20 protein-coding genes are annotated in these 25237 nt (G+C 67.4%); 12 read left to right on the top strand and 8 right to left on the bottom strand.

Features of this window, described 5'->3' with window-relative positions:
* Nucleotides 1–8: 8 nt before the first annotated feature.
* The gene (locus SJY26_RS08505; protein WP_396592629.1) at nt 9–950 is read right to left on the bottom strand and encodes an alpha/beta hydrolase; all 942 of its coding nucleotides are present in this window, start codon (nt 948–950) and stop codon (nt 9–11) included.
* A gap of 31 nt (nt 951–981) precedes the next feature.
* On the bottom strand, nt 982–2328 hold the full coding sequence (locus SJY26_RS08500; RefSeq protein ID WP_396592628.1) for a sugar MFS transporter: 1347 nt from the start codon (nt 2326–2328) through the stop codon (nt 982–984).
* A 121-nt stretch (nt 2329–2449) separates the two neighbouring features.
* Here SJY26_RS08500 and SJY26_RS08495 point away from each other — a divergent pair, with 121 nt between their 5' ends.
* Nucleotides 2450–3592, top strand: coding sequence for an aldose epimerase family protein (locus SJY26_RS08495; protein WP_396592627.1), 1143 nt, complete (start codon nt 2450–2452; stop codon nt 3590–3592).
* A 16-nt stretch (nt 3593–3608) separates the two neighbouring features.
* The gene (gene araD1, locus SJY26_RS08490) at nt 3609–4601 is read left to right on the top strand and encodes an AraD1 family protein (protein ID WP_396595729.1); all 993 of its coding nucleotides are present in this window, start codon (nt 3609–3611) and stop codon (nt 4599–4601) included.
* Between the two features lie 32 nt (nt 4602–4633).
* Here the strand turns inward: araD1 and SJY26_RS08485 are convergent, their stop codons facing one another.
* Nucleotides 4634–5626 (bottom strand): winged helix-turn-helix transcriptional regulator, encoded by a 993-nt coding sequence (locus SJY26_RS08485; RefSeq protein WP_396592626.1) that lies wholly within the window; start codon nt 5624–5626, stop codon nt 4634–4636.
* A 188-nt stretch (nt 5627–5814) separates the two neighbouring features.
* Here SJY26_RS08485 and SJY26_RS08480 point away from each other — a divergent pair, with 188 nt between their 5' ends.
* Both SJY26_RS08480 and SJY26_RS08475 read left to right on the top strand, forming a co-directional pair.
* On the top strand, nt 5815–6243 hold the full coding sequence (locus SJY26_RS08480; RefSeq protein ID WP_396592625.1) for a nuclear transport factor 2 family protein: 429 nt from the start codon (nt 5815–5817) through the stop codon (nt 6241–6243).
* 38 nt (nt 6244–6281) lie between these two features.
* Nucleotides 6282–7637, top strand: coding sequence for an MFS transporter (locus SJY26_RS08475; RefSeq protein ID WP_396592624.1), 1356 nt, complete (start codon nt 6282–6284; stop codon nt 7635–7637).
* Nucleotides 7638–7747: 110 nt separating this feature from the next.
* Here the strand turns inward: SJY26_RS08475 and SJY26_RS08470 are convergent, their stop codons facing one another.
* On the bottom strand, nt 7748–10033 hold the full coding sequence (locus tag SJY26_RS08470) for a TonB-dependent receptor (RefSeq protein WP_396592623.1): 2286 nt from the start codon (nt 10031–10033) through the stop codon (nt 7748–7750).
* A 183-nt stretch (nt 10034–10216) separates the two neighbouring features.
* Here SJY26_RS08470 and SJY26_RS08465 point away from each other — a divergent pair, with 183 nt between their 5' ends.
* From SJY26_RS08465 to SJY26_RS08445, 5 genes are read left to right on the top strand one after another with little or no spacing between them, the layout of a single operon-like run.
* Complete coding sequence (locus SJY26_RS08465; protein ID WP_396592622.1) at nt 10217–12046, top strand: AMP-binding protein; 1830 nt, start codon at nt 10217–10219, stop codon at nt 12044–12046.
* A 27-nt stretch (nt 12047–12073) separates the two neighbouring features.
* A complete protein-coding gene (locus SJY26_RS08460; RefSeq protein WP_396592621.1) occupies nt 12074–12604 on the top strand; it encodes a nuclear transport factor 2 family protein in 531 nt (176 codons plus the stop codon).
* Nucleotides 12601–13377 carry an SDR family oxidoreductase gene (locus tag SJY26_RS08455; protein ID WP_396592620.1) on the top strand — a complete coding sequence of 259 codons (777 nt, stop codon included), beginning with the start codon at nt 12601–12603 and terminating at the stop codon, nt 13375–13377. The genes SJY26_RS08460 and SJY26_RS08455 overlap by 4 nt, the downstream gene beginning before the upstream one ends.
* Before the next feature lie 10 nt (nt 13378–13387).
* Nucleotides 13388–14206, top strand: a complete 819-nt coding sequence (locus SJY26_RS08450) for a DUF1295 domain-containing protein (protein WP_396592619.1) — start codon at nt 13388–13390, stop codon at nt 14204–14206.
* Complete coding sequence (locus tag SJY26_RS08445) at nt 14206–16047, top strand: AMP-binding protein (protein ID WP_396592618.1); 1842 nt, start codon at nt 14206–14208, stop codon at nt 16045–16047. Before SJY26_RS08450 ends, SJY26_RS08445 begins: the two co-directional genes overlap by 1 nt.
* A gap of 4 nt (nt 16048–16051) precedes the next feature.
* Here the strand turns inward: SJY26_RS08445 and SJY26_RS08440 are convergent, their stop codons facing one another.
* The 3 genes from SJY26_RS08440 to SJY26_RS08430 form a co-directional block, all read right to left on the bottom strand.
* The gene (locus SJY26_RS08440; RefSeq protein ID WP_396592617.1) at nt 16052–17275 is read right to left on the bottom strand and encodes an acetyl-CoA acetyltransferase; all 1224 of its coding nucleotides are present in this window, start codon (nt 17273–17275) and stop codon (nt 16052–16054) included.
* Entirely contained in the window at nt 17272–18777 is a 1506-nt protein-coding gene (locus tag SJY26_RS08435) for a carotenoid oxygenase family protein (RefSeq protein WP_396592616.1), read from the bottom strand. Before SJY26_RS08435 ends, SJY26_RS08440 begins: the two co-directional genes overlap by 4 nt.
* Nucleotides 18778–18868: 91 nt before the next feature.
* The gene (locus SJY26_RS08430; protein WP_396592615.1) at nt 18869–20380 is read right to left on the bottom strand and encodes an AMP-binding protein; all 1512 of its coding nucleotides are present in this window, start codon (nt 20378–20380) and stop codon (nt 18869–18871) included.
* 188 nt (nt 20381–20568) lie between these two features.
* Here SJY26_RS08430 and SJY26_RS08425 point away from each other — a divergent pair, with 188 nt between their 5' ends.
* Genes SJY26_RS08425 through SJY26_RS08415 form a run of 3 tightly spaced genes read left to right on the top strand, consistent with a single transcriptional unit; the run spans nt 20569 to nt 23344 of the window.
* The gene (locus tag SJY26_RS08425) at nt 20569–22413 is read left to right on the top strand and encodes a hypothetical protein (protein ID WP_396592614.1); all 1845 of its coding nucleotides are present in this window, start codon (nt 20569–20571) and stop codon (nt 22411–22413) included.
* Complete coding sequence (locus tag SJY26_RS08420) at nt 22410–22931, top strand: TadE/TadG family type IV pilus assembly protein (protein ID WP_396592613.1); 522 nt, start codon at nt 22410–22412, stop codon at nt 22929–22931. The genes SJY26_RS08425 and SJY26_RS08420 overlap by 4 nt, the downstream gene beginning before the upstream one ends.
* Nucleotides 22928–23344: a TadE/TadG family type IV pilus assembly protein gene (locus tag SJY26_RS08415; RefSeq protein ID WP_396592612.1), complete on the top strand. Its 417-nt coding sequence runs from the start codon at nt 22928–22930 to the stop codon at nt 23342–23344. The genes SJY26_RS08420 and SJY26_RS08415 overlap by 4 nt, the downstream gene beginning before the upstream one ends.
* A 149-nt stretch (nt 23345–23493) precedes the next feature.
* Here SJY26_RS08415 and SJY26_RS08410 read toward each other — a convergent pair whose 3' ends face one another.
* Nucleotides 23494–24999, bottom strand: a complete 1506-nt coding sequence (locus SJY26_RS08410) for an OprO/OprP family phosphate-selective porin (protein ID WP_396592611.1) — start codon at nt 24997–24999, stop codon at nt 23494–23496.
* Between the last annotated feature and the right edge of the window lie 238 nt (nt 25000–25237).

The following is a 25237-nucleotide window of genomic DNA, read 5'->3' as shown; positions in this document are numbered from 1 at the left end:
ACCCGGTCTCAGTCCGCTGCGAGCAACCCGTTCGACTCCAGCCAGAGCATGAAGACCTCGAACCAGCCCAGGCTGGTCTTGCCGGGATTGCCCAGCCCGAACCCGTGGCCGCCGTTCTGATAGAGGTGGAACTCCACCGGTCGCCCTGCGGCCTGCCACGACTCGACCAGGCTGAAGCCGCGTCCGGCGAACAGCGGGTCATCGGCGGCCAGGACGACGAACATCGGCGGCGCGTCCGCCGGCACTGCGACCGCCCCCATGGCCCCATAGATCGGGGCGATGAAGGCCGGGCGGGTTTCGGGCATGGACAGGGTCGTGGCCAGGGTGGTCATGGCCCCGGCCGAGAACCCGACCATGCCGATCCGGTCCGGGTCGACGCCCCACTCCCCGGCCCGGGCCCGGATGAGCGCGAAGGCGGCCGTGGCGTCCTCGACCGCATCGGCGAACTCACCGCCGGGCCTGGCCGGTGCCGCGCCGGGAGCCGGCGGCTGAGGCGGCCGCGCGGCGGCACCGCTAAACATGGCATTCACGCCCTGCTCGAACTCTCCCAGATCGGCAGGTGTCGGCCGGGTGCGGTACTTCAGGACGAAGGCGGCCACGCCCCGATCGGCCAGGGCCTCGGCGACCTCCCAGCCCTCATTGCTCATCGACAGGAAGCGGAAGCCGCCGCCGGGGGCCACGATCACCGCCGCCCCGGTGGCCGTGCCGGCCTCGGGCAGGACGGGCGTCAGCGTCGCCACCGTCACATTGCGCACGAAGGTATCGCCCCACTGATGAAACCAGCTCTCGGCGCCAATCGATCCCGCCACGCCCCCTGTCCCCAGCGGAATGGCCGACGGCTCAGCCGGGGTCTCCGCCGGGGTGATAGGAGCCTGCTGCGCCGCCGCCGGGCCTGCCAGGGCGATCGCCCCGCCGAGTGCCAGGGCGAGCCATGCCGGATTGCGAACCATGGTCGTCTCTCCTTGAGTGAGGCGGGTGCCGTCAGGCGGACGCGAGGGGTTTGGGATCGACCGGCCCGGCCGGATCTACGGGGGCCAGGGCGTTGGTCGGCTTCGACCCCCACAGGGCGTAGAACAGGATGTAGAGCTCGCACGCCACGGTCAGCAGGAACGACAGCTGCAGGCCATACATGTCGGCCAGCCAGCCCTGCACCACCACCAGCGCCCCGCCGGCGATGGCCATGATCAGCAGGCCCGACCCCTCCTCCGTCAGCGGACCCAGCCCCTTGATGCCAAGGGTGAAGATGGTCGGGAACATGATGGAGTGGAACAGGCCCACGGAAATCAGCGCCCACATGGCCACCTGTCCGCTGGCGAAGGTCGCGATTGTCATCACGAAGAAGGCCCCGATCGCGAAGACGGCCAGGACCTTGTCGGCCGGGAAGCGATGGGTCAGCCAACTGCCGAAGAACCGCCCCACCATCATCCCGCCCCACAGGATGGCCAGATAGCGCGACGCCTCCTCGTGGCTGATCGCGGCGATGTCCGGCTGGGACACGAAGTTGATGAACAGGTTGGCCACGCCGATCTCGGCGATCAGATAGATGAAGATGGCCGGCACGCCCCAGACCAGATTGCGGTGCCGCCACAGCGACAAGCCCTTGCGCTCCGCCGCGCCGACGCTGCGACCGGACGCATGCAGGGCCGGCAGGGGGAAGCGGGCGATGACCACCGCCAGCAGGATCAGTACCACGGCCACGATGATGTAGGGCAGGATGACCGACTGGGCGTCGGCATAGCGTTCCGCTGCCGTCAGCACGACCTCCCCCTGCGCCGTCCCGCCGGTCGAACGGCCGAGGATCAGATAGCCGGCGAACAGGGGCGCGAGCGTGGTGCCGAGCGAGTTGAAGGCCTGGACCAGGTTCAGCCGCGACGATCCTGTCTCCGGCGGTCCGATCACCGTCACATAGGGGTTGGCCGCAACCTGCAACAGGGTGATGCCGCTGGCGATCACGAACAGGGCCGTCAGCACCAGTTCATAGGAGGCCAGTCGTGCGGCCGGGACCATCATGAGGGCCCCCGCAGCCATGACCCCGAGGCCGGTGACGATGGCCTTCTTGTAGCCGATCGCCCGGATCAGCCGCGCCGACGGGATCGAGGCCACGAAATAGGCGATGAACCAGACGGACTCGATCAGGGTCGTCCGGGTGTAGTCCAGCTCGAACACACTGCGCAGGTGCGGCAGCAGGGTGTTGTTGATGACCGTGATGAAGCCCCACATGAAGAACAGCGTGGCCAGCAGGGACAGCACAGCGCGGGCTCCGGGCCCGCCGGCCCTGTCGGGGTGTGGGGCAGCCGCGATGCCCTCTGCGGACGCAGGTCCGGCCATGGTCATGTCTCCCCTCAGGCACACCTGCGAGGGAGGGATCCCTGCGGCTTGCTCTCGTTTCAATTGTCAGACTATTGTCCTTGCAAGCCGGGCGTCAACGTCGGTGTTCGAGAAGGGCGGGATGGCGATGATCTGGCGCGGATTGGCTCTGGCAGCCGGGGTGTGGATTACGGCCGCGACCGTCGCGGACGCAGCCGAGGTGCGACGGGAACCGGCCGGCGCGCTCGCCGACGGGACCCCGATCGAGGCGATCACACTCAGCAATGAAACTGGCGTCTCGGCCCGCATCCTGACCTATGGCGCGACCCTGCAGTCGCTGAGCGGCCCGGACCGTGACGGCCGGATCGCCGATGTCGTTCTGGGCTACGACACCGCCTCGGATTATGTCGATCACCCCAACTATTTCGGCGTGACGGTGGGCCGCTACGCCAACCGCATCGCCGGCGGCCGCTTCAGCCTCGACGGTCGCACCTACCAGCTGCCGCTCAACGACACGACCAACTCGCTGCACGGCGGCGGACAGGCCTTCGACAAGGTTGTCTGGCGCGTGGTGTCCGTCGAGGACGGTCCGCAGGCGCGGGTGGTGTTGTCCCATGTCAGCCCGAACGGCGATGCCGGCTATCCCGGAGAGCTGGACGCGACGGTGACCTATAGTCTCGATGACTCCGGGGGCCTGACCATCGCCTTCGACGCGACGACCTCGGCCCCGACCATCGTCAACATGACCAACCACGCCATCTTCAACCTGGCCGGTGAAGGCACGCCCGGCGGCATCGAGCGCCATCGCCTGACCATTCCGGCGGCCGCCTACACCCCCGTCGACGCGGCCCTGATCCCGACCGGCGAGCTGCGCTCCGTCGCGGGCACCGTGTTCGACTTCCGCGCCCCCCGCGTGATCGGCGACGGCCTGAGGGATGCCCGCGACGAGCAGATCCGGCTGGGTCGCGGCTATGATCACAACTTCGCCCTCGACAAGGGCATGACGGATGAGCCTGCGCTGGCCGCCCGGCTGGAAGATCCCGACAGCGGGCGTGTCCTGGAGGTGCTGACCACCGACCCCGGCCTGCAGGTCTATTCAGGGAACTTTCTGGATGGGACTCTCGTCGGCAAGGGCGGCCATCTCTACCGGATGGGCGACGGTATTGCCCTGGAACCCCAGAAGTTTCCCAACGCCCCCAATGAGCCGGCCTTCGTCCAGGCGCGGGTGGATCCGGATCGGCCCTACCGGCACGTGATGGTCTACCGACTCTCCACGGCCGACTGACCCTCTGACGACAGGACTGACCATGCGTCTTCTCCAGCACCGCGCCGACGATGGCCGCCGGCAGGTGATCGCGGCGGACGACGACGGGGCCGCCTTTGTGCGCGGCGTCGAAAGCGTCCGGGCGCTCGCGTCCGAAGCCATCGCCGCGGGAACCGGGCTGGCCGACACGGTCCGGCGGCGGGGACTTGAAGGCACTGTCGATCTGCACGCGGCGCTGGAAGCCGGACGCCTGCTGGCCCCCATCGATCATGAGGACCCCGCCCATCTGATCATGACCGGCACGGGCCTGACCCATCTCGGATCGGCAGAGGGGCGGGACCAGATGCACCGCGCTGCCGCCGCGGCAGCGCATCAGACCGACTCCATGCGGATGTTTCTGGAAGGCCTGGAGGGCGGCAAGCCCGGGCCGGGCGTGGTCGGCCAGCAACCGGAGTGGTTCTACAAGGGCAACGGATCGCATCTGGTCGGCCCGGGCCAGCCCCTGACCATGCCGGCCTTTGCCCAGGACGGCGGCGAGGAGCCGGAGCTGGCGGGCATCTATCTGATCGGGCCGGACGGCACGCCGTGGCGGCTGGGTCTATGCCTTGCCAACGAGTTCAGCGACCATGTCACCGAGCGCCACAACTATCTGTGGCTCGCGCATTCCAAGCTGCGTCAGGCGGCACTGGGACCCGAACTGCTCGTCGGGCCAGCCCCCACGGATGTCCGCGGGCGGAGCCGGATCATCCGCGACGACGCTGTCCTGTGGGACAAGCCCTTCCTGTCCGGCGAGGACAACATGTCCCACAGCCTCGCCAACCTCGAGCATCACCATTTCAAGTATGCGCTGTTCCGCAGACCGGGTGACGTCCATGTGCACTTCTTCGGGACCGCGACCCTGTCCTTCTCCGAAGGGGTGCAAACCCGACCGGGCGACGTGTTCGAGATCGAGGCGGCCCCCTTCTCCCTGCCCTTGAGAAATGCGTTGATACAGTCAGAAGGCAATTTGCCGCCTGCCCGAATGCTCTAGAAGGGTCACGGACGAGCCACTGCGGCGATCCCTCAGCCGGAGCGATCTTCCCCGGGCAGGCGGGTGGTCGAGGCATAGGCGGGGTCCTTGCACTGGTCACAGACCATCAGCGGCTTCATCGGCTGGCCGCAGCTCTTGTGGACCAGGATTTCAGGCACGCCCTGATCCCCGCTCAGCCATTCGTCGCCCCAGGCCATCATCGCCGCGATGATCGGAAAAAGGTCCAGCCCCTCGGGCGTCAGGCGGTATTCCCAGCGTGCCGGCCGGGTCTGGTACTGGGTCTTGACCAGCACCCCCCGACGCACCAGCAGGGCCAACCGGTCGGCGAGAATATTGGTCCCGGCCTTCAGGGCGCTCTGGAACTCCGTGAACCGCCGGCAGCCGTAGAAGGCGGCCGCGATCGTATGGGTGGTCCAGCGATCGCCGAGGATATCGATCGAGCGCTCGATCATGGGATGCAGCTGGGTCCCGCTGTCTTCCGGCAAGGGCGATGACGCCAGGGTGGAGCGCCGCTGCAGACGGGCCTTGGGTCCCGGCTCCATGCCCGCGCCCGGACCGTCGACCAGGGAGACATCGCGCGCGGTCACGGGCTGGCGACAGGCTCCGCAGACCATCGTCGGCGTGAACGTCCGGCCACAGGTCGAATGGACCAGCCGATGCGACCGGAGATCGGGATCATAGTGCCAGCGCTTCTCCCACCCCAGCACAGCCAGCGCCGCCGGATAGAGGCCGACGCCGGCCCGGGTCAGAAGATATTCGTATCGCGCCGGCCGGTCCTGATACTTGCGGCGGTGCAGGACGCGGGCCTCCTCCAGCCGTTTCAGCCGATCCGCAAGGATGCTGCGCGCCATGCCGGTCAGCTTCTGGAAAGCGTCAAAACGCGTCTCGCCCGAGAAGGCGGCATAGAGGATCAGCAGGCTCCAGCGGTCGCCGACGATGTTCAGCGCGCGGGCTGCCGAACTGACGCGCACGAGTTGGGAAGCACCGGGGGTGGCGGCCGCCACAGCGGCGTTTCCATGAAGCATCGGCTAGCTGTGGGGTCCTGCACCCGGAAGGTCAAGCGTGGCGCTCAGCCACGAAAAACCGCGCTGTTGCCGTCACCAAAGTAACTTGTATAGTGAAACTAACAAGCTGGCCGGAGAGCCGACGAGAGCGAAACGACCATCGGATCGGCGCGACGCATCGTCGCCCGGACAAGGGAAGGGATCCTGCAATGGCTGGACATTATGAGACGCTGGAAACGCTGATTGACGCCTGGAAGCGCGGCGATGTGGCGACCGTGACCGGCCTGATGACCGACGACATCGTCTGGCACTACGCCGCGGCAATCGCGCCCCCCCTCAGCGGCAAGGCGGCAGCGGTTGAGTTCCTGACCAATTTCCGGGCCACGATGGGCGAGGTCCGCTGGCGGATCTTTCACCATGCGGAGGCCGGCCCGCTGCTGTTTCTGGAAGGGGTCGATGAGTATGTCGGCACCGACGGCGTTCGCGTCGCGGCCCCCTATGCCGGCGTGCTCGAATTCCGCGACGGCAAGGTTTGCGCCTGGCGCGACTATTTCGACATGGGCCTGGTCCAGCGCATGAAGGCCGGCAAGGATGCGCCCGACCATGTCGAGGCCCTGATCGCCCGGCCGGCCGTCTAGGCCCCTCCCCTCTTCCTCAAACTGAAGGACAGGATCGCATGAGCGAGTCCGTCGATACCGGCCCGGCCTCCAGCCGCGCGGACCTGAAGCCATGGGCGTCGTCGGGTCTGGGATGGTGGGCGGTCACCGTCCTGACCCTGGCCTATACGGTCTCGTTCGTGGACCGGACGATCATCAGCCTGCTGATCGAGCCCATCAAGGCCGACCTGGCCCTGAGCGACACCCAGATCTCGCTGCTGCAGGGCCTGGCCTTCGGCATCTTCTACGCCATCATGGGCCTGCCGCTGGGCTGGGCCGCCGACCGGGTGCCGCGCCGGTCTCTGATCGCGGCGGGCATCACCTTCTGGTGCATTGCCACCGCCATGTGCGGACTGGCGAGGAACTTCTGGGAGCTGTTCCTCGCGCGCATGGGCGTCGGGGTCGGTGAGGCCGCGCTTTCACCCGCCGCCCTGTCGCTGATCAGCGACCTGTTCCCGCCCGAGAAGCGGGCCCTGCCGATCGCGGTCTACTCGGCTGCATCAGCGGTCGGGGCCGGTCTGGCGCTCGTCATCGGCGGGGCCGTGATCGCCCTGGTGGCCAATGCCGAAACGATCGCCCTGCCCCTCTTCGGCGACCTGCGGCCGTGGCAGGCCGCCTTCGTGCTGGTGGGCCTGCCTGGACTGTTGCTGGCCGTGCTGATGTACACGATACATGAGCCCGGTCGGCGCGGACGCGACGCTGGCAAGGCGGCCGCCGCTGCGTCAGGTATCGCCGAACAGCCCTTCCTCGCCCGGCTGAGGGCCGAGCGCGCCTTCTACCTGCCCCACTATGCCGCCTGCGCGATCTACACCGCCCTCGTCTACGGTGTCCTGTCCTGGGCTCCGGCGTTCTTCATCCGCAACTTCGGGATGACCCCGGCGGAGGTGGGCCTGCAGTACGGGCTGGTGGTGCTGGTATTCGCCGGTGCCGGCCCAATCGTCGGCGGCCTGATCGCCGGCAAACTGAGCCGGCGGGGCATGAAACTGGCCAATTTCCGGGTCGCTGTCGCCGGCATGGTGCTGACCTCCCCCCTGCTGCTGGCCGCGGTCGCCATGCCCAGCGCCGGCCTTTCGATGGCGGTGTTCTCGATCGCCCTCGTGTCCTTCTCCCTCCCGGGCGGGGTAGTTCTGGCGGCCCTGCAGGACGCCACGCCCGCGGCCCTGCGCGGTCGGGCATCGGCGACCTACTATCTGGTGGTCAGCATTATCGGCCTGAGCGTGGGCCCGATCTCGGTGGCCCTGCTGACCGACAAGGTGTTCCGCGATCCCTCGGCCGTCGGCTGGTCCATCGCGGTGGTGGGCCTGATCGCAGCACCGATCGCCGCCTTCCTGATGCATCTCGGCAGCCGGGCCTATCTGAAGACGGTCCCGGCCTGACCCCGGCCGCCGGGCGGACGGTCGCAAAGCCGAACGAGAAAGAGCCCCCGCGACCTCGGTCGCGGGGGCTTTCAGTTTCAGGAAACCGGATCGGGCGAAGAGCCCGAACCCTAGAAGTCGGCGCGGAGCTCCACGCCGACAGTGCGCCCCGGGGCCAGGTAGGTCTGGTAGGCCCCCGACCACAGGACGGCATCGATGATGCGGTAGGCATAGGTCTCGTCGAAGGCGTTCTCGGCGAAGGCCACCAGCTCGTAGCGATCGTCCAGCCGCACCCCGACCCGGAAGTTGGCAACCCCGTAGGCGGGCTGGGTCGTGGCCGGATTCAGGTCCCCGCCGAACACCACATCATCGCGCCAGGCGTACTCGCCCTGGACGTAGAAGATGTCATCGACGCCGAAGTCGAAGTCGTGGCGGTAGGAGGCGTTCAGCTGATACCGGGGCGAGGCATTGACCTGTTTGCCGGACAGATCCTGCCCCACCGTCGCCAGACAGGTACGGGCCAGGGTCGAGGGCACGGTGCAGGGCGCGCCCTTGTATTCGTCGAACACCGCATCGACGAACGAGAAGCCGCCCGACAGGGTCCCGCCGTCCCAAGGGATGGACTTGAAATCGACCTCGAGCCCCTGGGTCTTCACCTTGCCGGCATTGCGCAGGATGAAGGCCGCCGTGGTGCCGTCGAACTGGCTGGCCTGGAAGTCGGTGAAGTCGCTGTGGAACAGCGTCCCGTTCAGCACGAACCGGCCGTCATTGAACCGGGTGCGCGCCCCCAGTTCGAGGTTGATGACCGTCTCGGGCCGCAGGACCGCAGACTGAGGATTGGTGCTGAGGAAGAAGGGGGAGCTGATGGACACGTCCACCGCCTTCCCCTTGTAGCCGCGCGAAACCGACCCATAGAACGACAGGTCCTCGTTCAGCATGTAACGCAGGCCGAACCGGCCGACCCAGTTGGTGTCATCGTCCGACACCGAGGCGCTAAAGGTGCCCGGGAAGGCGAAGAAGTTCCCCGAGCGGGTTCCGGACGCCTCGACCTCTTCCTTGAGCAGGCGGGCCCCGCCGAACACCTGCCACTGATCGGTCAGATCATAGGTCGCGTCGGCATAGACGGCCATGTTCCGGACCGCCACGTCCAGCGGCACGACGGTCTCGCCCAGCCGGAACGGCGTGCTGCTTCCGCCCTTGGTCGAGGTGAACTCGTGCAGGTCCTGGTCGTAGAAATACAGACCCAGCACATATTGCAGCCGTGAGTCCGGTGCCGAGAGCAGCTGGAGCTCCTGGGTAAACAGATCCAGATCGCGGCGTTGGATGGCGAAGCTGCCGACATCGATATCGATCCGGTCGCCGTCGTTGAACTCATACTGCTCCCACTTGCGCGCCCCGGTGATGGATTTCAGGGTCTGGCCGCCGCTGAGCTGATACGCGAGCGTCAGCACGGCGTAGTCACTGCGCATCTTCTCCTCGACGCCCTGTTCGGAGATGGAGATCCTGTTGCCCGGGCTGGGCACCAGACCGTTGGCGGTCAGGCGCGGAACGAGGAAGGTGTTGGTCAGGGACCCGCGCACGGCTTCCAGCCCCGAGAAGGTGCGGGTGCAGCAGTCGTCGTCGCGTTGTTCGTAGGTGTAGATGAAGTCGGCCGTCAGCGGACCCGCTTCATGGTTGAGCCGGAACCGTGCCCCCCAGCGGTTGCGGACGTCCTCGGTCTGGTTGCGGATCGGATTGCGGGTCCAGCCCTCGTTCTGGTCCAGATAGAAGCCGGCCAGACGTACCGCGGTGTTCTCCCCGATCGGCCCGGTGATCGCGCCCTCGACGCGAATCTCCTCCATCGCCTCGCCGTAGCGGACCACCCCATAGCCGCCGAAGTCATGCTCGGGCGCATTGGTGACGACATTGATGGCACCGGCCGAGGCGTTCTTGCCGAACAGGGTGCCCTGCGGACCGCGCAGCACCTCGACGCGCTGGACGTCGAACAGGTCCGACAGACCCGAGGCCGCCGGGCCGGTCACGACGCCGTCGATGATGGTCGAGACGCTCTGCTCGGTCCCGGCGTTGAACGCCGCCGAGCCCACACCCCGGACCCGCAGGCCCGAACCGGCCGAGGACTGGGAGCCCTGGTAGCTGAGCGCCGGCGTGACCGCGAAGAGGGAGTCGATACGGGTGATGCCCTGACGCTCCAGCCCCTCCCCGTCCAGCGCGGTCATGGAGATCGGCACTTCCGAAAGGCCCTGATCGCGGCGCTGGGCCGTGACCACGATGTCGTCGATCCGGTCGCTCCGTCCCTCCTGGGCTGTCGGTGCCGTGTCCTGCGCCCCCGCCGTCTGGGCCAGGGCCGTGCCGCTCTGCAGCGCGCCCACGGCAAGTGCAATTACGGCGCAGCTGTGCGCCAAGGCTGACTTCCTCATGTGTTCCCGTCCCTATGCGTGACTTGGTGTCACTTTTATAGCGAGACTGACGATACGCCCTTTTTGGAACCTGACAAGTGCGTCTCGCTAAGCAAGATACCCCCTTGCGCCGGACCACCATCCGGTTACTTTCATAATGAGACTGTCAAGGCGCACACCCACGATGCGCTCCGGGAGAGACACATGGCCGACGACCGGCTGGATCCAGATCGGGCTCGGCCCCCGTTTCGTCCCGCCGGCTTTCTGGGCGTCGATCTGGACGTCGAGAAACGGCCCGACGGCACCGTCCTGCTGCGCTCGCGTCACGCGCTTGAGCCCTATGAGGCCAACATCCCCGCCGCCTTTGCCGACGTCTGTACACGGCACCCCACGCAGCCGGCCCTGCGCTTCCGCGCGGCACCGGGCGAGGACTGGACAACGATTTCCTACGGCGAGCTGAAGGGCCGGGTCGAGGCCTTCGGCCAGTGGCTTCTGGACCAGAACATCCCGCCCGGCCGGTCGGTGATGCTGCTGGCCGCCAACACCCCGGCGTTCGCGGTCGCCCTGTTCGGTTGCTACGCCACGGGCACGCCCGTCTGCCCGGTCAGCGTCCAGTACGGGGCGCTGGGGGGCGATTTCGGTCGCCTGAAACACGTCGTCGACCTGACCGAGCCCGCTGTCGTCGTGGCCGAGGATTCGGCCCTTCTGAAAGCGGCGCTGGAGACCCTGGACTGGGCCGGGGCCACGATCGTCACGGCCGACCCCTCCCGGCTGTCGATCCCGGCGACCTCCCTCGCTTCCGTTCTGGCGACCGCCCCCACCGAAGCCGTCTCCCGGTCTATTGCGGCGCTGGATACCGACACGGTCGCGGCCATGATGCTGACCTCCGGCTCGACCGGCATGCCCAAGGTCGTGGGCCTCACCCTCGACAATCTGGCGGCCAACTCGGCCCAGTGTTTCCAGACCATCGGGCGTGAGGCGGGCTGGCGCGAGGCCATGCTGGACTGGCTGCCCTGGCACCATGCGGCCGGAGCCTTTGTCCTGCGCACGACGCTGCTGAACGGGGGTGTGCTCTATATCGACAACGGCAAGCCGGCCCCCGGCCTGTTCGAGGAGACCCTGCGCAATCTGCGGGAAATCCCGGTCAGCTTCTTCAACAATGTGCCCCTGGGCTATGCCCTGCTGGCCGACGCCCTGGAGGCTGACCCCGAGCTGCGCCGGACCTTCTTCTCGCGTCTGCGGGTCATGCTGTACGGCGGCGCGGGCCTGTCGCAACCCGTCCACGACCGGCTGCAGGCCATGGCGGCGGCCGAGACCGGGCACCGCATCCGCCTGACCACAGGCTACGGCTCGACCGAGACCGTCTCGGCCTTCATGCTGATCCACTTCGAGACTGACGAGGTCGGGATCGGCCTGCCCTCGCCGGGCACGGTGGTGAAGATGGTCCCCTGTGGCGGCGACCGGTACGAGCTGCGCGTGAAGGGTCCCAATGTCACCCGCGGATACCTGAAGAACCCGGCACGCACGGCCGAGGTCTTCGACGACGAAGGCTTCTACAGCATGGGGGACATGGCCCGTTTCCACGACCCGGCCGATCCCGCGCACGGGCTCGTTTTCGCCGGTCGCACGGCCGATGAGTTCAAGCTCTCGAGCGGGGTCTGGGTGCACGGCGGTGCCCTGCGGGAAGCCTTGCTGGCCGCCCTGGCCCCCTGGGTCACCGACCTCGTGCTGTGCGACGACGACCGCCCCTTCCTGACCGCCCTTCTCTGGCCCTCGGCCCGCGCGCGGGAGGGCGAGGCCGCCGCCGTCAGGGACGCCATCGCCAAGGCCCTCGGCCGGTTCAATGCCGCCCAGGGCGGCTCCAGCGGGCGCGTCCTGCGGGCCCTGCTGATGGAGGCCCCGGCCAGTGCGAACGCGCACGAGGTCTCCGACAAGGGCACGCTCAACCGCCGCACCATCATCGACCGCCGCTCTGCCGATCTTGAGCGGCTCTATGCGGACCAACCCCCAACCGACGTCATTCTGGCCGGCTGAACGCCACCCCATCCGAGGATACGCCCCATGGCCCACCCGCCCGAGATTCAGGCCCTGCTGGACAAGCAGGCCATCGCCGAGGTCCTGACCCGCTATACGCGCGGGGCCGATCGCGGCGACGCCGACCTGATCGCCGCCGCCTATCACGACGACGCCACCGAGGATCACGGCGGCACCTTCAAGGGCTCGGCGGCGGACTATGTCGCCGGTCTGCGCAAGATCCTGCCGCGCTCCGGGATCATGACCCACTGCGGCACCAATCTGCTGATCGAACTGGACGGGCCGGACCGGGCCCTGGTCGAGAGCTATCTGCTGACCTTCGTGCGCATGAAAAAGGACGGCGAGGAGTTCGACACCCTGACCCTGGCCCGCGCGATCGACCGGTTCGAGAAGCGCAACGGCGAATGGAAGATCGCGGCCCGCCGGCTGACGTGGGAATGGCACCATGAAATGCCCATGCGCGAGACCTGGGCACGCGGCCTGATCACCGGCGATCCCGCAAGTCTGGTCCGCGGAGCCAAGAAGCCGCACGACATCCTCTATCAGGTGCCGGCATGAGCGGCATGGCCATCGAGGGTGCCGTCGCCCTGGTGACCGGCGGCAACCGGGGCATCGGCGAGGCCTTTGTCATCGCCCTGATCGAGACCGGGGCCGCGAAGGTCTGGGTCGGCTCCCGCGATGCGGCGGCGGCGGCCCATCTGGAGGCGGCATACCCCGGACGGGCGGTGGCAATCGCCTTGGACGTCTCGAAGCCGGACCAGATCGCGGCGGCGGCGGCCAGCTGCACCGACGTCTCCATCCTGATCAACAACGCCGGGGCCTACAACGGCCAGACCCTGATGACGGCCCCGGACATGGACGCCATGCGTGAGGAGATGGAGGTCAACTATTTCGGCGTCGTCGGCCTGTGCCGCGCCTTCGCCCCCATCCTGAAGGCCAACGGCCGCGACGGCCGCTCGGCCATCGTCAACGTCCTGTCCAGCGGCGGCATCCTGGCCGCCCCGGTCATGGGGGGATACAGCCCCTCCAAATTTGCCGCCCGCGCCGCCAGTACCAACATGCGCGCGGAGCTGGCCGGCCAAGGCACCAGCGTCTCGGCCCTGATCGTCGGCTCGGTCGACACCCGGATGGCGGCCCATGTGCAGGGCAACAAGGAGAAGCCGTCGGACATCGCGGCCGTCGGTCTGACCGCCATTCGACGGGGCCAGGACGAGGTCGACACCGACCGGATGGCGGTCGAGGTCCGGGCCGCCATGGCCCGCGATCCCAAGGCGCTGGAACGGGCCATGGCCCGCCAGTTGACCGCCACCACCATCTCGACCGGACGCTGAGGGGCGAACCATGTTGCAAGATATCCTGATCCTGCTCGCGACCAATGCCGTCGTCGTCTTCGCCCTGATGATCGCCCTCTGGCTGGTCGGTCTGAAGCTGCGTGACGTGACCTATGTCGATGCCTTCTGGGCGCTGAACATGGTGATCGTTGCAATAGCCACATGGTTCATGACGCCGGAGGGCGACCCGACCCGCAAGGCCCTGCTGGTGGGTCTGTGCGCCCTCTGGGGCCTCCGTCTGGGGGGCTATATGCTGTGGCGCTGGGCCGATCACGGGCCGGATCGTCGCTACAAGGCGCTGCTCGGTCGGGCCGAGACGAAACAGGGGCTCAGCTTCGCCCGGGCCTCCCTGACCATGGTCTTCCTGACCCAGGCCCCCCTGCTGTTCATCGTCTGCCTGCCGGTCCAGCTGGGCCAGATCGCGGGCCTACCCCCGGTCGGTCCCGTCGCCTGGATCGGGGCCGCCCTGACCGTATTCGGCGTCACCTTCGAAAGCATCGGCGACTGGCAGCTGACCCGGTTCCGCAAGGACCCGACCAAGGCCGGTCAGGTGCTGGACACGGGTCTGTGGCGCTATACGCGTCATCCCAACTATTTCGGTGATGCCTGCGCCTGGTGGGGCCTTTGGCTGATCGCGGCCGAGACGACGCCGGGCCTGTTCGCCGTCGTCGGCCCGGCGCTTCTGACCTGGACCCTGATGAAATGGTCGGGCGCACCGACCACCGAGAACCGTATGCGCAGGACGCGGCCGGACTATGAGGCATACATTGCCCGCACCAGCGGCTTTGTTCCCATGCCGCCCAAACGCGTCGAGGAGCACGGATCCTGATGACCGACCGGACCGCCGCCATTGCCGACGCGCCCTATCGCGATGCGCAACTCCTGCCGATCGATCTGGAGGTCGAGCGGCGTCCGGACGGGACCATCCTGATCGCCTCTCGCGTGCCCTTGGCCGAGCACGACTGGAACCTGCCCCGGGTCCTCGGTGCCATCGCCGCCGCCCGGCCCGATGCGCCGGCCCTGTCCCGCCGCGAGGGCGGCACCGGCGACTGGCAGACCGCCCGCTACGGCGAGCTGAAGCGTCAGTGCGATGCCGTCTCCCAGTGGCTGATCGACCACCCGACGCCCGGTCCCGTCCTGATGATGGGGGCCAACTCCGTCGCCATGGCCGCCTTCATCTTCGGGACCATGGCGGTCGGCGTGCCCAGCGCGCCGGTCAGTCCCCAGCTGGCCCTGATGGGCGGAGATCTGGCCCGACTCCGGCACGTGCTGAAGCTTCTGAAGCCGACTGTGCTGTTCGTGGAGGATGCCCGTCCGTTGGCGGCCGGTCTCAACGCCATCGATTTGCGCGACCTCACCATCATCACCGGCACGCCGGAGGTGTTCACGCGTCCGACCATCCCGCTGGCCGAGGTGCTGGCGACCCCAATGACGCCGGCGGTCGCCGCGTCCATCGACGGCCTGACCGCCGCCGGCACGGTGCAGTTCCTGCTGACCTCCGGCTCGACCGGCCTGCCCAAGGCGGTGCCGACGTCGCTGGCCAATATCGCGGCCAACAATGCGGCCAACCTGCAGCTGAGCGGTCTGGAATGGACCAGCGAGATGCTCAACTGGATGCCGTGGCACCATGCGGCCGGGGCGGGCATTCTTCGTGCCGTCCTGATGACCGGCGGCCACATGTATCTGGACGACGGCAAGCCCGTGCCCGGCCTGTTCGACCTGTCGATCCGGAACCTGAAGGAGCGGCCGGTCCGCTACTACGTCAATGTTCCCGCCGGGTTCGCGCTTCTGGTCGATGCACTGGAAGCGGATCCGGCCTTCCAGGCGACCTTCTTTTCCGAGCTGCGCCTCATGCTCTACGGCGGTGCCGCCCTGTCGCAGGCCCTGTCCGACCGGCTGCAGAGGATGGCCATCGCGCACACCGGACACCGGATCCTGATGATCTCCGGCTACGGGGCCACCGAGACGACCTCCGGCTTCATGGCCATCTACGACTATACCGAGACCGTGGGGCTGGGCCTGCCCCTGCCCGGCCCGACGATCAAACTGGTGCCCAATGGCGAGCGCTACGAGCTCCGCGTCCGGGGAGCCACCGTGACCCGCGGCTATCATGACGATCCCGAACGAAGCGCCGCCGCCTTCGACGAGGAAGGCTTCTATCGCACCGGCGACCTGACCCGGTTCATCGATCCGCAGGACCCCGATCGCGGCCTCGCCTTTGCCGGGCGGCTGGCCGAGGAATTCAAACTGGCGACCGGGGCCTGGGTCTCCGGCGGGGAAATGCGCGAGGCCGCCCTGCGCGCCCTTTCGCCCCTCGTCACCGAGGTTGTTCTGGCCGATGACAACCGCCCCTGCCTGTGCCTGCTGGTCTGGCCGTCTCCGGACGGAGTCCAGGCCGAGACGGGATTGCCGCTGGCGGAGGCGATCGGCTCCGGTGCCCTCGCGGCGGCGCTGCAGGCCCGTCTGGACATCCACAACCGCAGCGTCTCGGGGGCCAGCCGTCGGATCGAACGGCTGTCGCTGCTCCTGACCCCACCCGACCCGAACGCGCACGAGGTGTCCGACAAGGGCAGTATCAACCGGCGCGCCGTTCTGGATCGCCGCCGGGCAGAGGTGGAGCGCCTCTATGAGACGCCCGTGCCGCCCGACGTCGTCGCAACCACCGTCTGAGCGGTCAGGCCGCGGTGCCGATCACCATGCTGACGGTCGTCGTGGTGGAGCCGCCGATGTTGAGGGTCTGGACAGTCTTCGCCCCCTCGACCTGATTGTCTCCCGCCGTCCCCGTCGTCTGGCGAAACGCATCAAGAGCCATCCGCACCCCGGTCGCCCCCACCGGATGGCCGCATCCGATCAGCCCGCCGGACGGATTGATCGGAAGCCTGCCGCCGATCTCGATGTCGCCCGCCTCGATCGCCTTCCAGCTCTCACCCGGGGCGGTCAGCCCGAGGTGGTCGATGGCCATGTATTCCGTCATCGAGAAACAGTCGTGCGTCTCGACCGCGTCGATCCCGTCCAGCCCGATCCCCGCGCGGCCTCTCGCCTCCTCGATGGCGCGCCGGACCTGCGGAAAGACATAGGCGTCGGCCGCGCTGGCCTCGACCTTGGATCGGTAGCTGATCGGCGCCGACCGATGCCCCCAGCCGAGGATCCGCGGCAGGCTGTCCAGCGGTACGCCGCGCCGTCTCGCATAGTCGGCGGCGCGTTCGGGCGAGGCGAGCACGATCATCGCCGCCCCGTCGGTGACCTGGCCGCAGTCGGTCTTGCGCACCCGGCCCTCGATCACCGGATTGGCCTCATCGTCATCGGTGAAGCTCAGATTGGTGAAGCCCCAGCTGCGGGTCTGGGCGTTGGGATTGGTCTTCGCATTCCCGAAATTGATCTCCGAGATCCGGCGCAGATGCCGCTCGTCGATCCCGTACCGGGCGTCATACTCATCCGTCAGATCGGAGAAGGCCCGGGGCCAGACATAGGTGGCGTCCCCGAACTCATGGCCCGTCCAGGCCGCCGCCCCCAGGTGCGCAGCGGCGGTCACGCCGGGAACATTGCGCATCATCTCAAGGCCGAGAACGGCGGCCGTCCCGTAGCGGCCGGACTCAATGTCGGCGCAGGCCGCAAGGATGGCGATGCTCCCCGAGGCGCAGGCCGCCTCGTGCCGGGACGTCGGCAGGCCGTCGAACCGGGCGTCGGCCTGGGCGAAGAAGCCGCCCAGCAGACCCTGTCCCGCGAACAGTTCGCCAACGAAATTACCCACGTGACCCACGTCGATGTCGCCGGGCTCCAGATCGACCGAGGCCAGCCCATCGCCCAGCACCTCGGAAAAGCCGTCGGCGATCTCCATGCCCTCACGGGCCCAGTTCTTGGCGAAGTCCGACTGCCAGCCGCCGAGGATATAGGTCACACGCCGCCTCCCACCTTCACCTTGTCTCGCGCCGCCCGGATGGTCTCGCCCTGCGACCAGGTCGCGTGGGTGCCGCTGGACATCCGGCCGGGCAGGATGATCCGGCAGACCGGACCGTCCGCCAGCTTGCGCGCATCATAGATCACGCATTCGGACCGGTCCTCGATCATGTCACTGATGAACGTGATCAGATAGCCGTCGTCCTCCTCCGTCGCCCCCACCCGCGGGGCGAAGGCGGGTTCGGAGCCATAGCGCTCCGGCCCGAAATCGAGGGTCCAGCTTTCACCGGAGTCCATGTCATGCTTGACCACGCCGGTGAACAGGAACCAGCCGGGCTTGGGCACGGCGCTGTAGGCGTAGCGGTACTTCACCCCCGCATACTGGTTGTTGATGATGCCGAACTCGAGGGTGCGGTCGTCCAGCTGGGTCTCGGTCGTCAGCCCCGTCGTCAGGTCGAAGCGCCAGCGGTGCAGCTTCGGCTTGATCATCGCCTGATCGAGGAAGGTCATCAGCCGCTCATGACCCGGCCAGGCGTCCGGGCTCGTCTCGGGCACCGGGTCATGCTGGAAATAGCCGTCCATCACGATGGCGTCGCCGTCCTCCCAGGCGTTCAGGAAGTGCAGCACATAGGTCGGCTCCGCCTCGAACCAGCGGACGTCGGCATCGGTGCCGAAGCGCGGCAGGATCCCGAAGCGGCTCTTCATTTCGGGATAGAAGCGCGACACATGCACGCCGCGCTCCAGCAGCGCCGGGTCCCAGAACAGCGGGAAGTCGTTCAGGATCGAGTAGTTCGTCGTGAACGCCATGTCGTGCGGCAGGCGCGGCCCCGGCAGGGTGATCGGCGTCAGGTGCTTCAGCACATTGTCGGCCCCGACGACGCCGTAGTGCATATAGGGCGCGGTCTTGGAATAGTTGAAGAACAGCAGCTCGCCGGTCCGCTCATCGACCTTCGGATGGGCCGAGATGCCCTGCGGCGGACACCAGGTGTCGGTCCCCAGAGGCTCCAGCGTATAGGGATCCATCCGGTAGGCTTCGCCGCACTGGTAGAAGGTCGACAGGATCGCGCCGGCATGGATGATCACATCCGTCGACGACGAATCCTTCAGCCCGCCGTGAGCGCCCCAGCCGGGCCGTTCGGACTTCGCGGGGTTTTCGGCCAGACCGGCCCACAGAGCGCGTCCGGCCTCCTGTTCGGCCTGAAAGCCCTTGGTCCGGACAAAGCGGTTGCGATAGGTCGCCTTGCCGTCGCGCAGCGCCATGACATGCAGCATGCCGTCGCCGTCGAACGGGTGATAGCGCCCGATCGGCTCGTGCACCGGGTTCTCGGTATTGCGGACATAGACGCCGTCGATGTCGGTCGGGAGGGTTCCGATCACCACCATGTCCTCGGCATCAAACTCCTGATGCTGGGGCGTCCAGGGCCCCGACATATAGGGGTGATCCGCAGACGTCAGGGAGACCTTGAAAGCCGCGCGCCCCGCGCCGGTACGTTCGATGCCCACGGCATCCTCCAGATCGTTCGAGAGGCCTTTAGCCCCAGTGAGTTTCGTTACGATACCATCCCTAAACGGACCGTCCAATGACTAAGTCTCGTTACGCAAGCTTTTGTGCATGTGGCCCGTTGGCGCGGTTCAGCCGGGCCTCCCGCAGGGCCTGACGCCGCACCTTGCCGGCGTCGTCGCGCAGGGTTTCCCGCGTTCCCTCGAAGGATCGAGGACGTTTGTAGGGGGCCAGTCGCGCCGTCAGGAAGGCGGCCAGAGCGTCCTCGTCGAGGACGCCCTCTGTCTCGACGATCGCATGGGCCCGCTGTCCCAGATCGGCGTCCGGCAGGCCGATCACGACGCTGCACAGCACCCCCGGGAAGGCGTCGATCGCCGCCTCCACCTCGGCCGGATAGATATTGGCCCCGCCCGACACGATCAGATCCACCCGCCGATCGGCCAGAAACAGAAAGCCGTCGGCGTCGACATGACCCATGTCGCCGAACGTCTCCCAGTCGCCGGACGACCGGGCCTCGGCCCCGATATAGCGATAGGTCGCCCCCTGCCCCCGATCGGGCAGGAAATAGACCTCCCCGATCTCGCCCGGCGGACAGTCCCGCCCCTCACCGTCCAGGACCCGCATCCGGTATCCCGGCAGCACGCGCCCGACCGAGCCCGGCCGTTCCAGCCAGTCCACGCCGTTGATGGCGGTCCCTCCCATCAATTCCGTGCCCGTATAGATTTCCCAGATGGCGCCGGCCCCGACCCAGTCAATCCACGCCCGCTTCAGCCAGACCGGGCACGGCGCCGCGATGTGCAACACGGCCTGCAGCGAGGAGACATCGAACCGCTCCCGCCCCGGCGCGGTCCAGATGCGGTGCATCATCGTCGGCACCTGGAACAGCCAGCTGACCCGGTGCCGCTCGATCAGCCTCAGGGTCTCCAGCGCGTCGAACCTCGGCATGATGACGACATGGAGCCCCCAGCCCAGCGCCATCACATTCACCCCGAACGGGGCCGAATGGTACAGCGGGCCCGGGTTCAGCACGACATCACCCGGCCGCATGGCCAGCACCGGCATGTCGGGATCGTTCAGCGCGGGCGCACTGTCGACAATGACCTTGGGCCGGCCGGTGCTGCCACCGCTCGCGATCGCCTTGAGACAGGGCGAGGCTACCGCCGGCAGGGGCGAAGCGTCGATGGCGGGATCATAGGTGTCCTCTGCCGGGACCGCCGGCCGGCCGGCGGCGCGCCCCGCCTCCTCAATGACGACGAGACGGGGGTCGAGCAGGTCCAGAATGGCGGCCAGCTCGCCATCCGCCAGTCTGTGCGACAGCGGCGCGGGCACAGCGCCTACGGCCCAGACCGCATAGGCGATCTCCAGAAACGCGGCCCCATTGGGCAGGACGATGGCGACGAAATCCCCCTGCCCCACGCCCAGAGCGGACAGCACGCGCGCCCGCCGGTTAACCCGCATCGCCAGTTCAAGACGGGACAGCGTCACGCCCTCGCAGGTCAAGGCGGGCGCATCGGGATCGCGCGCGGCCTGGAGGTTGAGCAGATCGCCAACCGGGTGCGGGGTGGCCACCACGCCGCCCGGGGGCCTCAGGGTACGCGCCGTCATTGAACACTCTTCAAGTCAGTCTGACTATGAAAGTGGCATGACCTGCGGCAAAGAGCCAGACCGCTTCGGGTGGCAGACCTGCAGGCTGGAAAGCGGTTTCATCCAGATTGTCGCACGCCAACAACCTTAAGCCCTTGTTACCCTCTCGCCTGAATAGTGCCGCTCGCAGTCACTCTCCTGTCTGCAAGATGAGCGGCAACATGGCCTTCCGGACGTCCTGGTCGCCGACCACGGCCCCTCCATGGCTGCGTCGCCCCCTGTCCGCGACAGAGGGCAGCGTCAGCGTTGTCGGGGCCTTCGGCCTGATCGCCATGATCGGTGCCATCGCCCTGTCGGTGGAGCTTGGCCAGGGCTATGTCGGCCTTCTGGCGAACCAGCGCACGGCGGACATGGCCGCGCTGGGCGGCGCGACCGCCTATGCCGCGAACCGCAGCCAGGCGGCCCTTTTGGCCACGGCCACCGATATCGCCAACGCCAACGGCGTCGCGACCAGCCGCGTGACGGCCCGGTTCATCGAGAATTATGAAGGGTCCGGCACCGATGTGATCCGCGTGGATGTCCGCTCGACCATCCCGCTCCATTTCGCCCGGATCCTGAGAAGCAACGCCAGCTATACGGTGCAGTCGACCGGTGTGGCCTCTCTCCCCTCGGCCTCGACTCCCGCCTGCATTCTGGCGCTGGACAGTGGTGGCTCCGGCCTGCGCCTCAGTGGCGGAGCGTCCCTCACCGCGCGGGGCTGCGCGGTGGTGTCCAACGACCTGACCAGTGTCACCGGAGGATCGCGGATCACCGCGCAATCCTTTTCCACCACGGACAACCTGACGGTCGGGGGCGGCAGCACCGTCAGCGGCACGGACGTCACCTATGGCGGCACGGCATCCGTGGAGCCCGGCAGCGGTATCACGGGAACACGGAGCCAACGCAGCGTCACGGTCGCCGACCCCCTGGCCGGTGACGCGCGGCTCACCGCCGCGTTCGCCGCCCTCGGGTCGCCGGCGACGCCGGTCCGGCCGACCGTTCCGACAGGCAATGACCTCACGCTGGGCTGGTATCCGACGACGATGACCTTCCAGAACCGGACCGTAACCATGGTCAACGGGACATGGACCTTCCCGCCCGGCACCTACAACTTCAGGAACCTGAACACCAATAGCCTCACCCTGACCATCCAGGGCCCGTCTGTGGTCACCGTCAGCGGCAGTGTAAACATCGGCGGCGGTGGCAAGCTGATCATCGGCGACGGGCCGGTTTCGATCGCCGCACCCATCACCCTGGGCGGCGGGACCTCCATGACCCTCGGGGCCGGGCGGCACTATCTGGGACGGGTCACCGTCGGCGGCGGCTCAAGCCTGATCATCGGCGCCGGAGATCTGGACGTCGACGGCCCGCTGAACATCAACGGGGGCGGCGCTCGCATGACGGTCGGGGCCGGCGACGTCACCATCGGCGCATCGGGCGGCAAGGGCATAGAACTGGCCGGCGGGGGAGAGCTGCGCTTCGGCCATGGTCGCTTCAGCACGGCCGGGAGTATCGTGACCCAGGGGGGATCGACCCTCGAGATCGGAGAGACCGCCACCCACCACATCAACGGCGACCTCGACCTGCGGGGTACGGTCATTCTGGGTCGGGGCCTGTATCTGATCAATGGAGCCTTCACCAACACAACCGGCGGATCCATCACCGGAACCGATGTGACCTTCATCCTGAAGGACCAGCTGACCTACGCCGGGGGGGCCGGAATCAACCTTGCCGCTCCCGGCGAGGGCTCGACCTGGGGCATACCGGGTATTCTGTTCGCAAGCCTGACGACCACGGCGACCAGCTTTGGCGGCGGGGCCCAGGGAAGCTATTCCGGCACACTGTACTTTCCCGATTCTAATTTTACCCTGAGCGGGGGTGCCGGGATGAACAGCAGTTGCTTCACCCTCATTGCCCGCTCGGTGACGGTAACCAGTGGCCCATCCGCGACCTCCATTTGCCCGGGACTGGGCGGTGCCGCGACCAGTTCCGGCAATGCGACCCTGATCCGATGACCCGCCCCCCGTTCTGGCAGCGCTGGCGCAAGGCCGCGGATGGGGCCGTCGCCGTCGAATTCGCCCTGTGGAGCGTCTTCGCCCTTGTCCCCCTACTGATGTCGATCGACTTCGGCTTCTACCTCGCCCAGACGGGCAGGATCGCATCGGCTGCCGAGCAGGCGGCCCTGGTGACCTACAACCGGCGCGAGGCCGGCCCGGTCGACACCGCCACCCTGGCCACCTTCCTCAATGCGTCGGCCCGGGTACCGGGCGGGGCCGTCCGGACCACCATCACCTGCAATGGCACCACGAATGCCTGCAGCGCGGTTCCCGCCGCCCGGTCCTGCGTCTGCGTCAGCGGGCTGCCGGCCGCCTATTCCGCCGCCGCCAGCTGCGGCGCACCCTGCCCCGGTGGTGCGACCTCGGGCTACTATGTGACCCTCACGGCCGAGCACACCTTCGACCCCATGATCTCTCCGCACCCCTTTCTGGAGGACCGGATCATTCGGCAGTCGGTGACGGTGCGGCTCAAATGAGCCTGATCCACGGCCTGCTAAGGGACCGGCGCGGTGCCACGGCCGTGGAATTCGCCATGGTCGCCCCATTGCTGATCGCCGTGATACTCATGGTGATTGAGGGCAACCGCTTCCTGTGGACCAGCCAGGCGATTCAGGAAGCGGCGTCCCACGCCGCCCGGTGCGTCGCGATCGGCAGCCCGGATTGCGACACCGATGTCGAGGCGAGCGCCTTCGCCCTGCAGCGGGCCGCGACCATGGGGATCACCGTCCCCGCCAGTGGTGTCGCGATCGCCCGAAACCAGACCTGCTACGGTGTCGCCGATATGAGCCGGGTGAACCTGGACCTTGCGTTCAACAGTCCGATTGCGAACATTGTCCCGGCCTTCCCGGAGCGTGTGACGGCCGAGGCCTGTTTCCCGAACCTGGGCTAGACTTTCTCGTCTCAGCATCTTGTTGTCACGAAAGGGTTCCCGGCCTGCAGGAAACGTTCTGCCGGTCGATCAGAATGCCTCAAGGCCCCTTGCCAAACCGCGAGGAGTGGCAAGGGGCCTGAACGGCCTCGGCGATTGTCAGGCACGTGTCAGAAGGTGACGCCGATGCCCCCGCTGACGGTCTGGCCTGTGTCCTCGCCGATATAGGCACCCGAGCGGTTGTTGGCGTTCCAGTGGATCAGGTTGAACTGGAGCCGGATCACGTTGTCCAGATACCAGTTGACCCCGGCGGTAGCCGCCCAGCCATCGCCGGCGGTCGGGACGCCCGAGTAGTCGATGTTCTCATAGCGGGCCAGAACCTCGACCGCACCGGGACCACCGCGCAGGGCGGGCCGCAGGACGCGAGGCTGGGCGAAGGTGCCGAGGCGCGCATTGTAGGGCGGCAGCTCGCCGGTCAGGAAATAGCCGGTCGACAGGCTCCAGGCCCTGCTCTCGAAGTCGGGCCGTCCCCCATCCAGCGCCGCATCCCGGCTGCCTGCTTCGCCCATCAGCCAGAGCCCGCCGACGTAGCCGCCGAGCTCAGCTCCATAACCGCGGGTGCTCTTGCCACCGGCGAGAGTCCCGCTGGAGACCCGGAGGGCACCGTTGAAGCGCCCGCCGATGACCGTATTGCGCGTCAGGGCCCCGGCACCCTCGGCCAGTTGCTCGTCGAATCCCCAGAGGCCGAGGTGCAGCACCGACCGGTCGGACTTGACCGGATTCAGGTGGATGCGGCCCATGACCGTACGGGTGTCTGACGCCTGTTGGCGATTGTCGACGAAGTCGCCGCTGACCGTCAGCGAGGCGTGGCCGCCGTCCCAGAACAGCCGCGGCATCAGGGCGATGCCGTAGAAGCCTCGCTGGGGGATGATCGCGGTCGCGACGACGTTGCGCTCGAGGAAAGGCGGCGCATCGGATCCACCGGATCCCTCGAAGCTGCGATCGTTGAACATATTGCCGAAGCGCACGTCGTAGGACAGGTCGTCGCCCAGGGTATCGCGCCAGCCGACGAAGGCGGTGCCGATGTCGGAAACATTGTCGCCGAAGTCGTTTTCGAACTGGTAGAAGAAGTTCGGGCCCGCTGCCCCCTCGATCCCGATCCGCGCCGCACGCAGGCCCGTGGTCGTGATGTTGCGCCCATCATAATCAGAGCCAAAAGTTGTGCTGGCATGGCTGATTATACGGCCCCGCATCTTGAAGACGAAGGTGCCGTCCGGGGACCGGAAGATCGGCAGGCCGCCCCGCCACTCCGTCGTGACACCGGCGGCATTGATGGCGTCAGCCCGGGCCTGGCCGACGGACTGATCCGCTGGACCGGGCCTCACGATGTTGGTCGCAAAGGTCTGGGAGGGTACGTCATCACCCACCACCTCTGAACGCACCAGACCGGGAACCTGGAGAGCCGTGGACGAGGCCGGAGCCTGAGCCGGGGCCGTCGCCACCGGAACCCCCGCTTCCATGGCATCCAGCCGGGCACGCAGGGCAGCGATTTCACCGGCCTGGGCACGGATCAGGGAAGCGAGTTCGTTCTGATCCGCCGACGTCGTCTGGGCCGCGGCCGGCGAACCGGAAAGCAAAGCGCACAGAGCCGCGCCTGCAAGCAGTGTGAATCTCATGAGCTGTATCCCGAAGCCTTTATGTTGCGTGCATGATAAAAACAGCACTAAGTAGAAATACTTATATTCAACTGACCCACCCCTTGACTAACAAGTATATGGTTAAGCTTTAGCTAAGCAGTAAATGTTGGGCGATCAGAACAGTCTTTGTCCTCAGAGCGCTCGTTGATTTGCTCTCCCGGAATCAGAACCAAAGTGCTATTTCCGTTTGGAAATGCGCGTTTCTTGACTGACAAGA

The organism is Brevundimonas sp. R86498 (assembly GCF_044598075.1).
In the GTDB taxonomy this organism is placed as follows: Bacteria; Pseudomonadota; Alphaproteobacteria; order Caulobacterales; family Caulobacteraceae; genus Brevundimonas.
The sequence above is the reverse complement of the archived record's forward strand: the minus strand, read 5'-3'. Positions and strand labels throughout refer to the sequence as shown.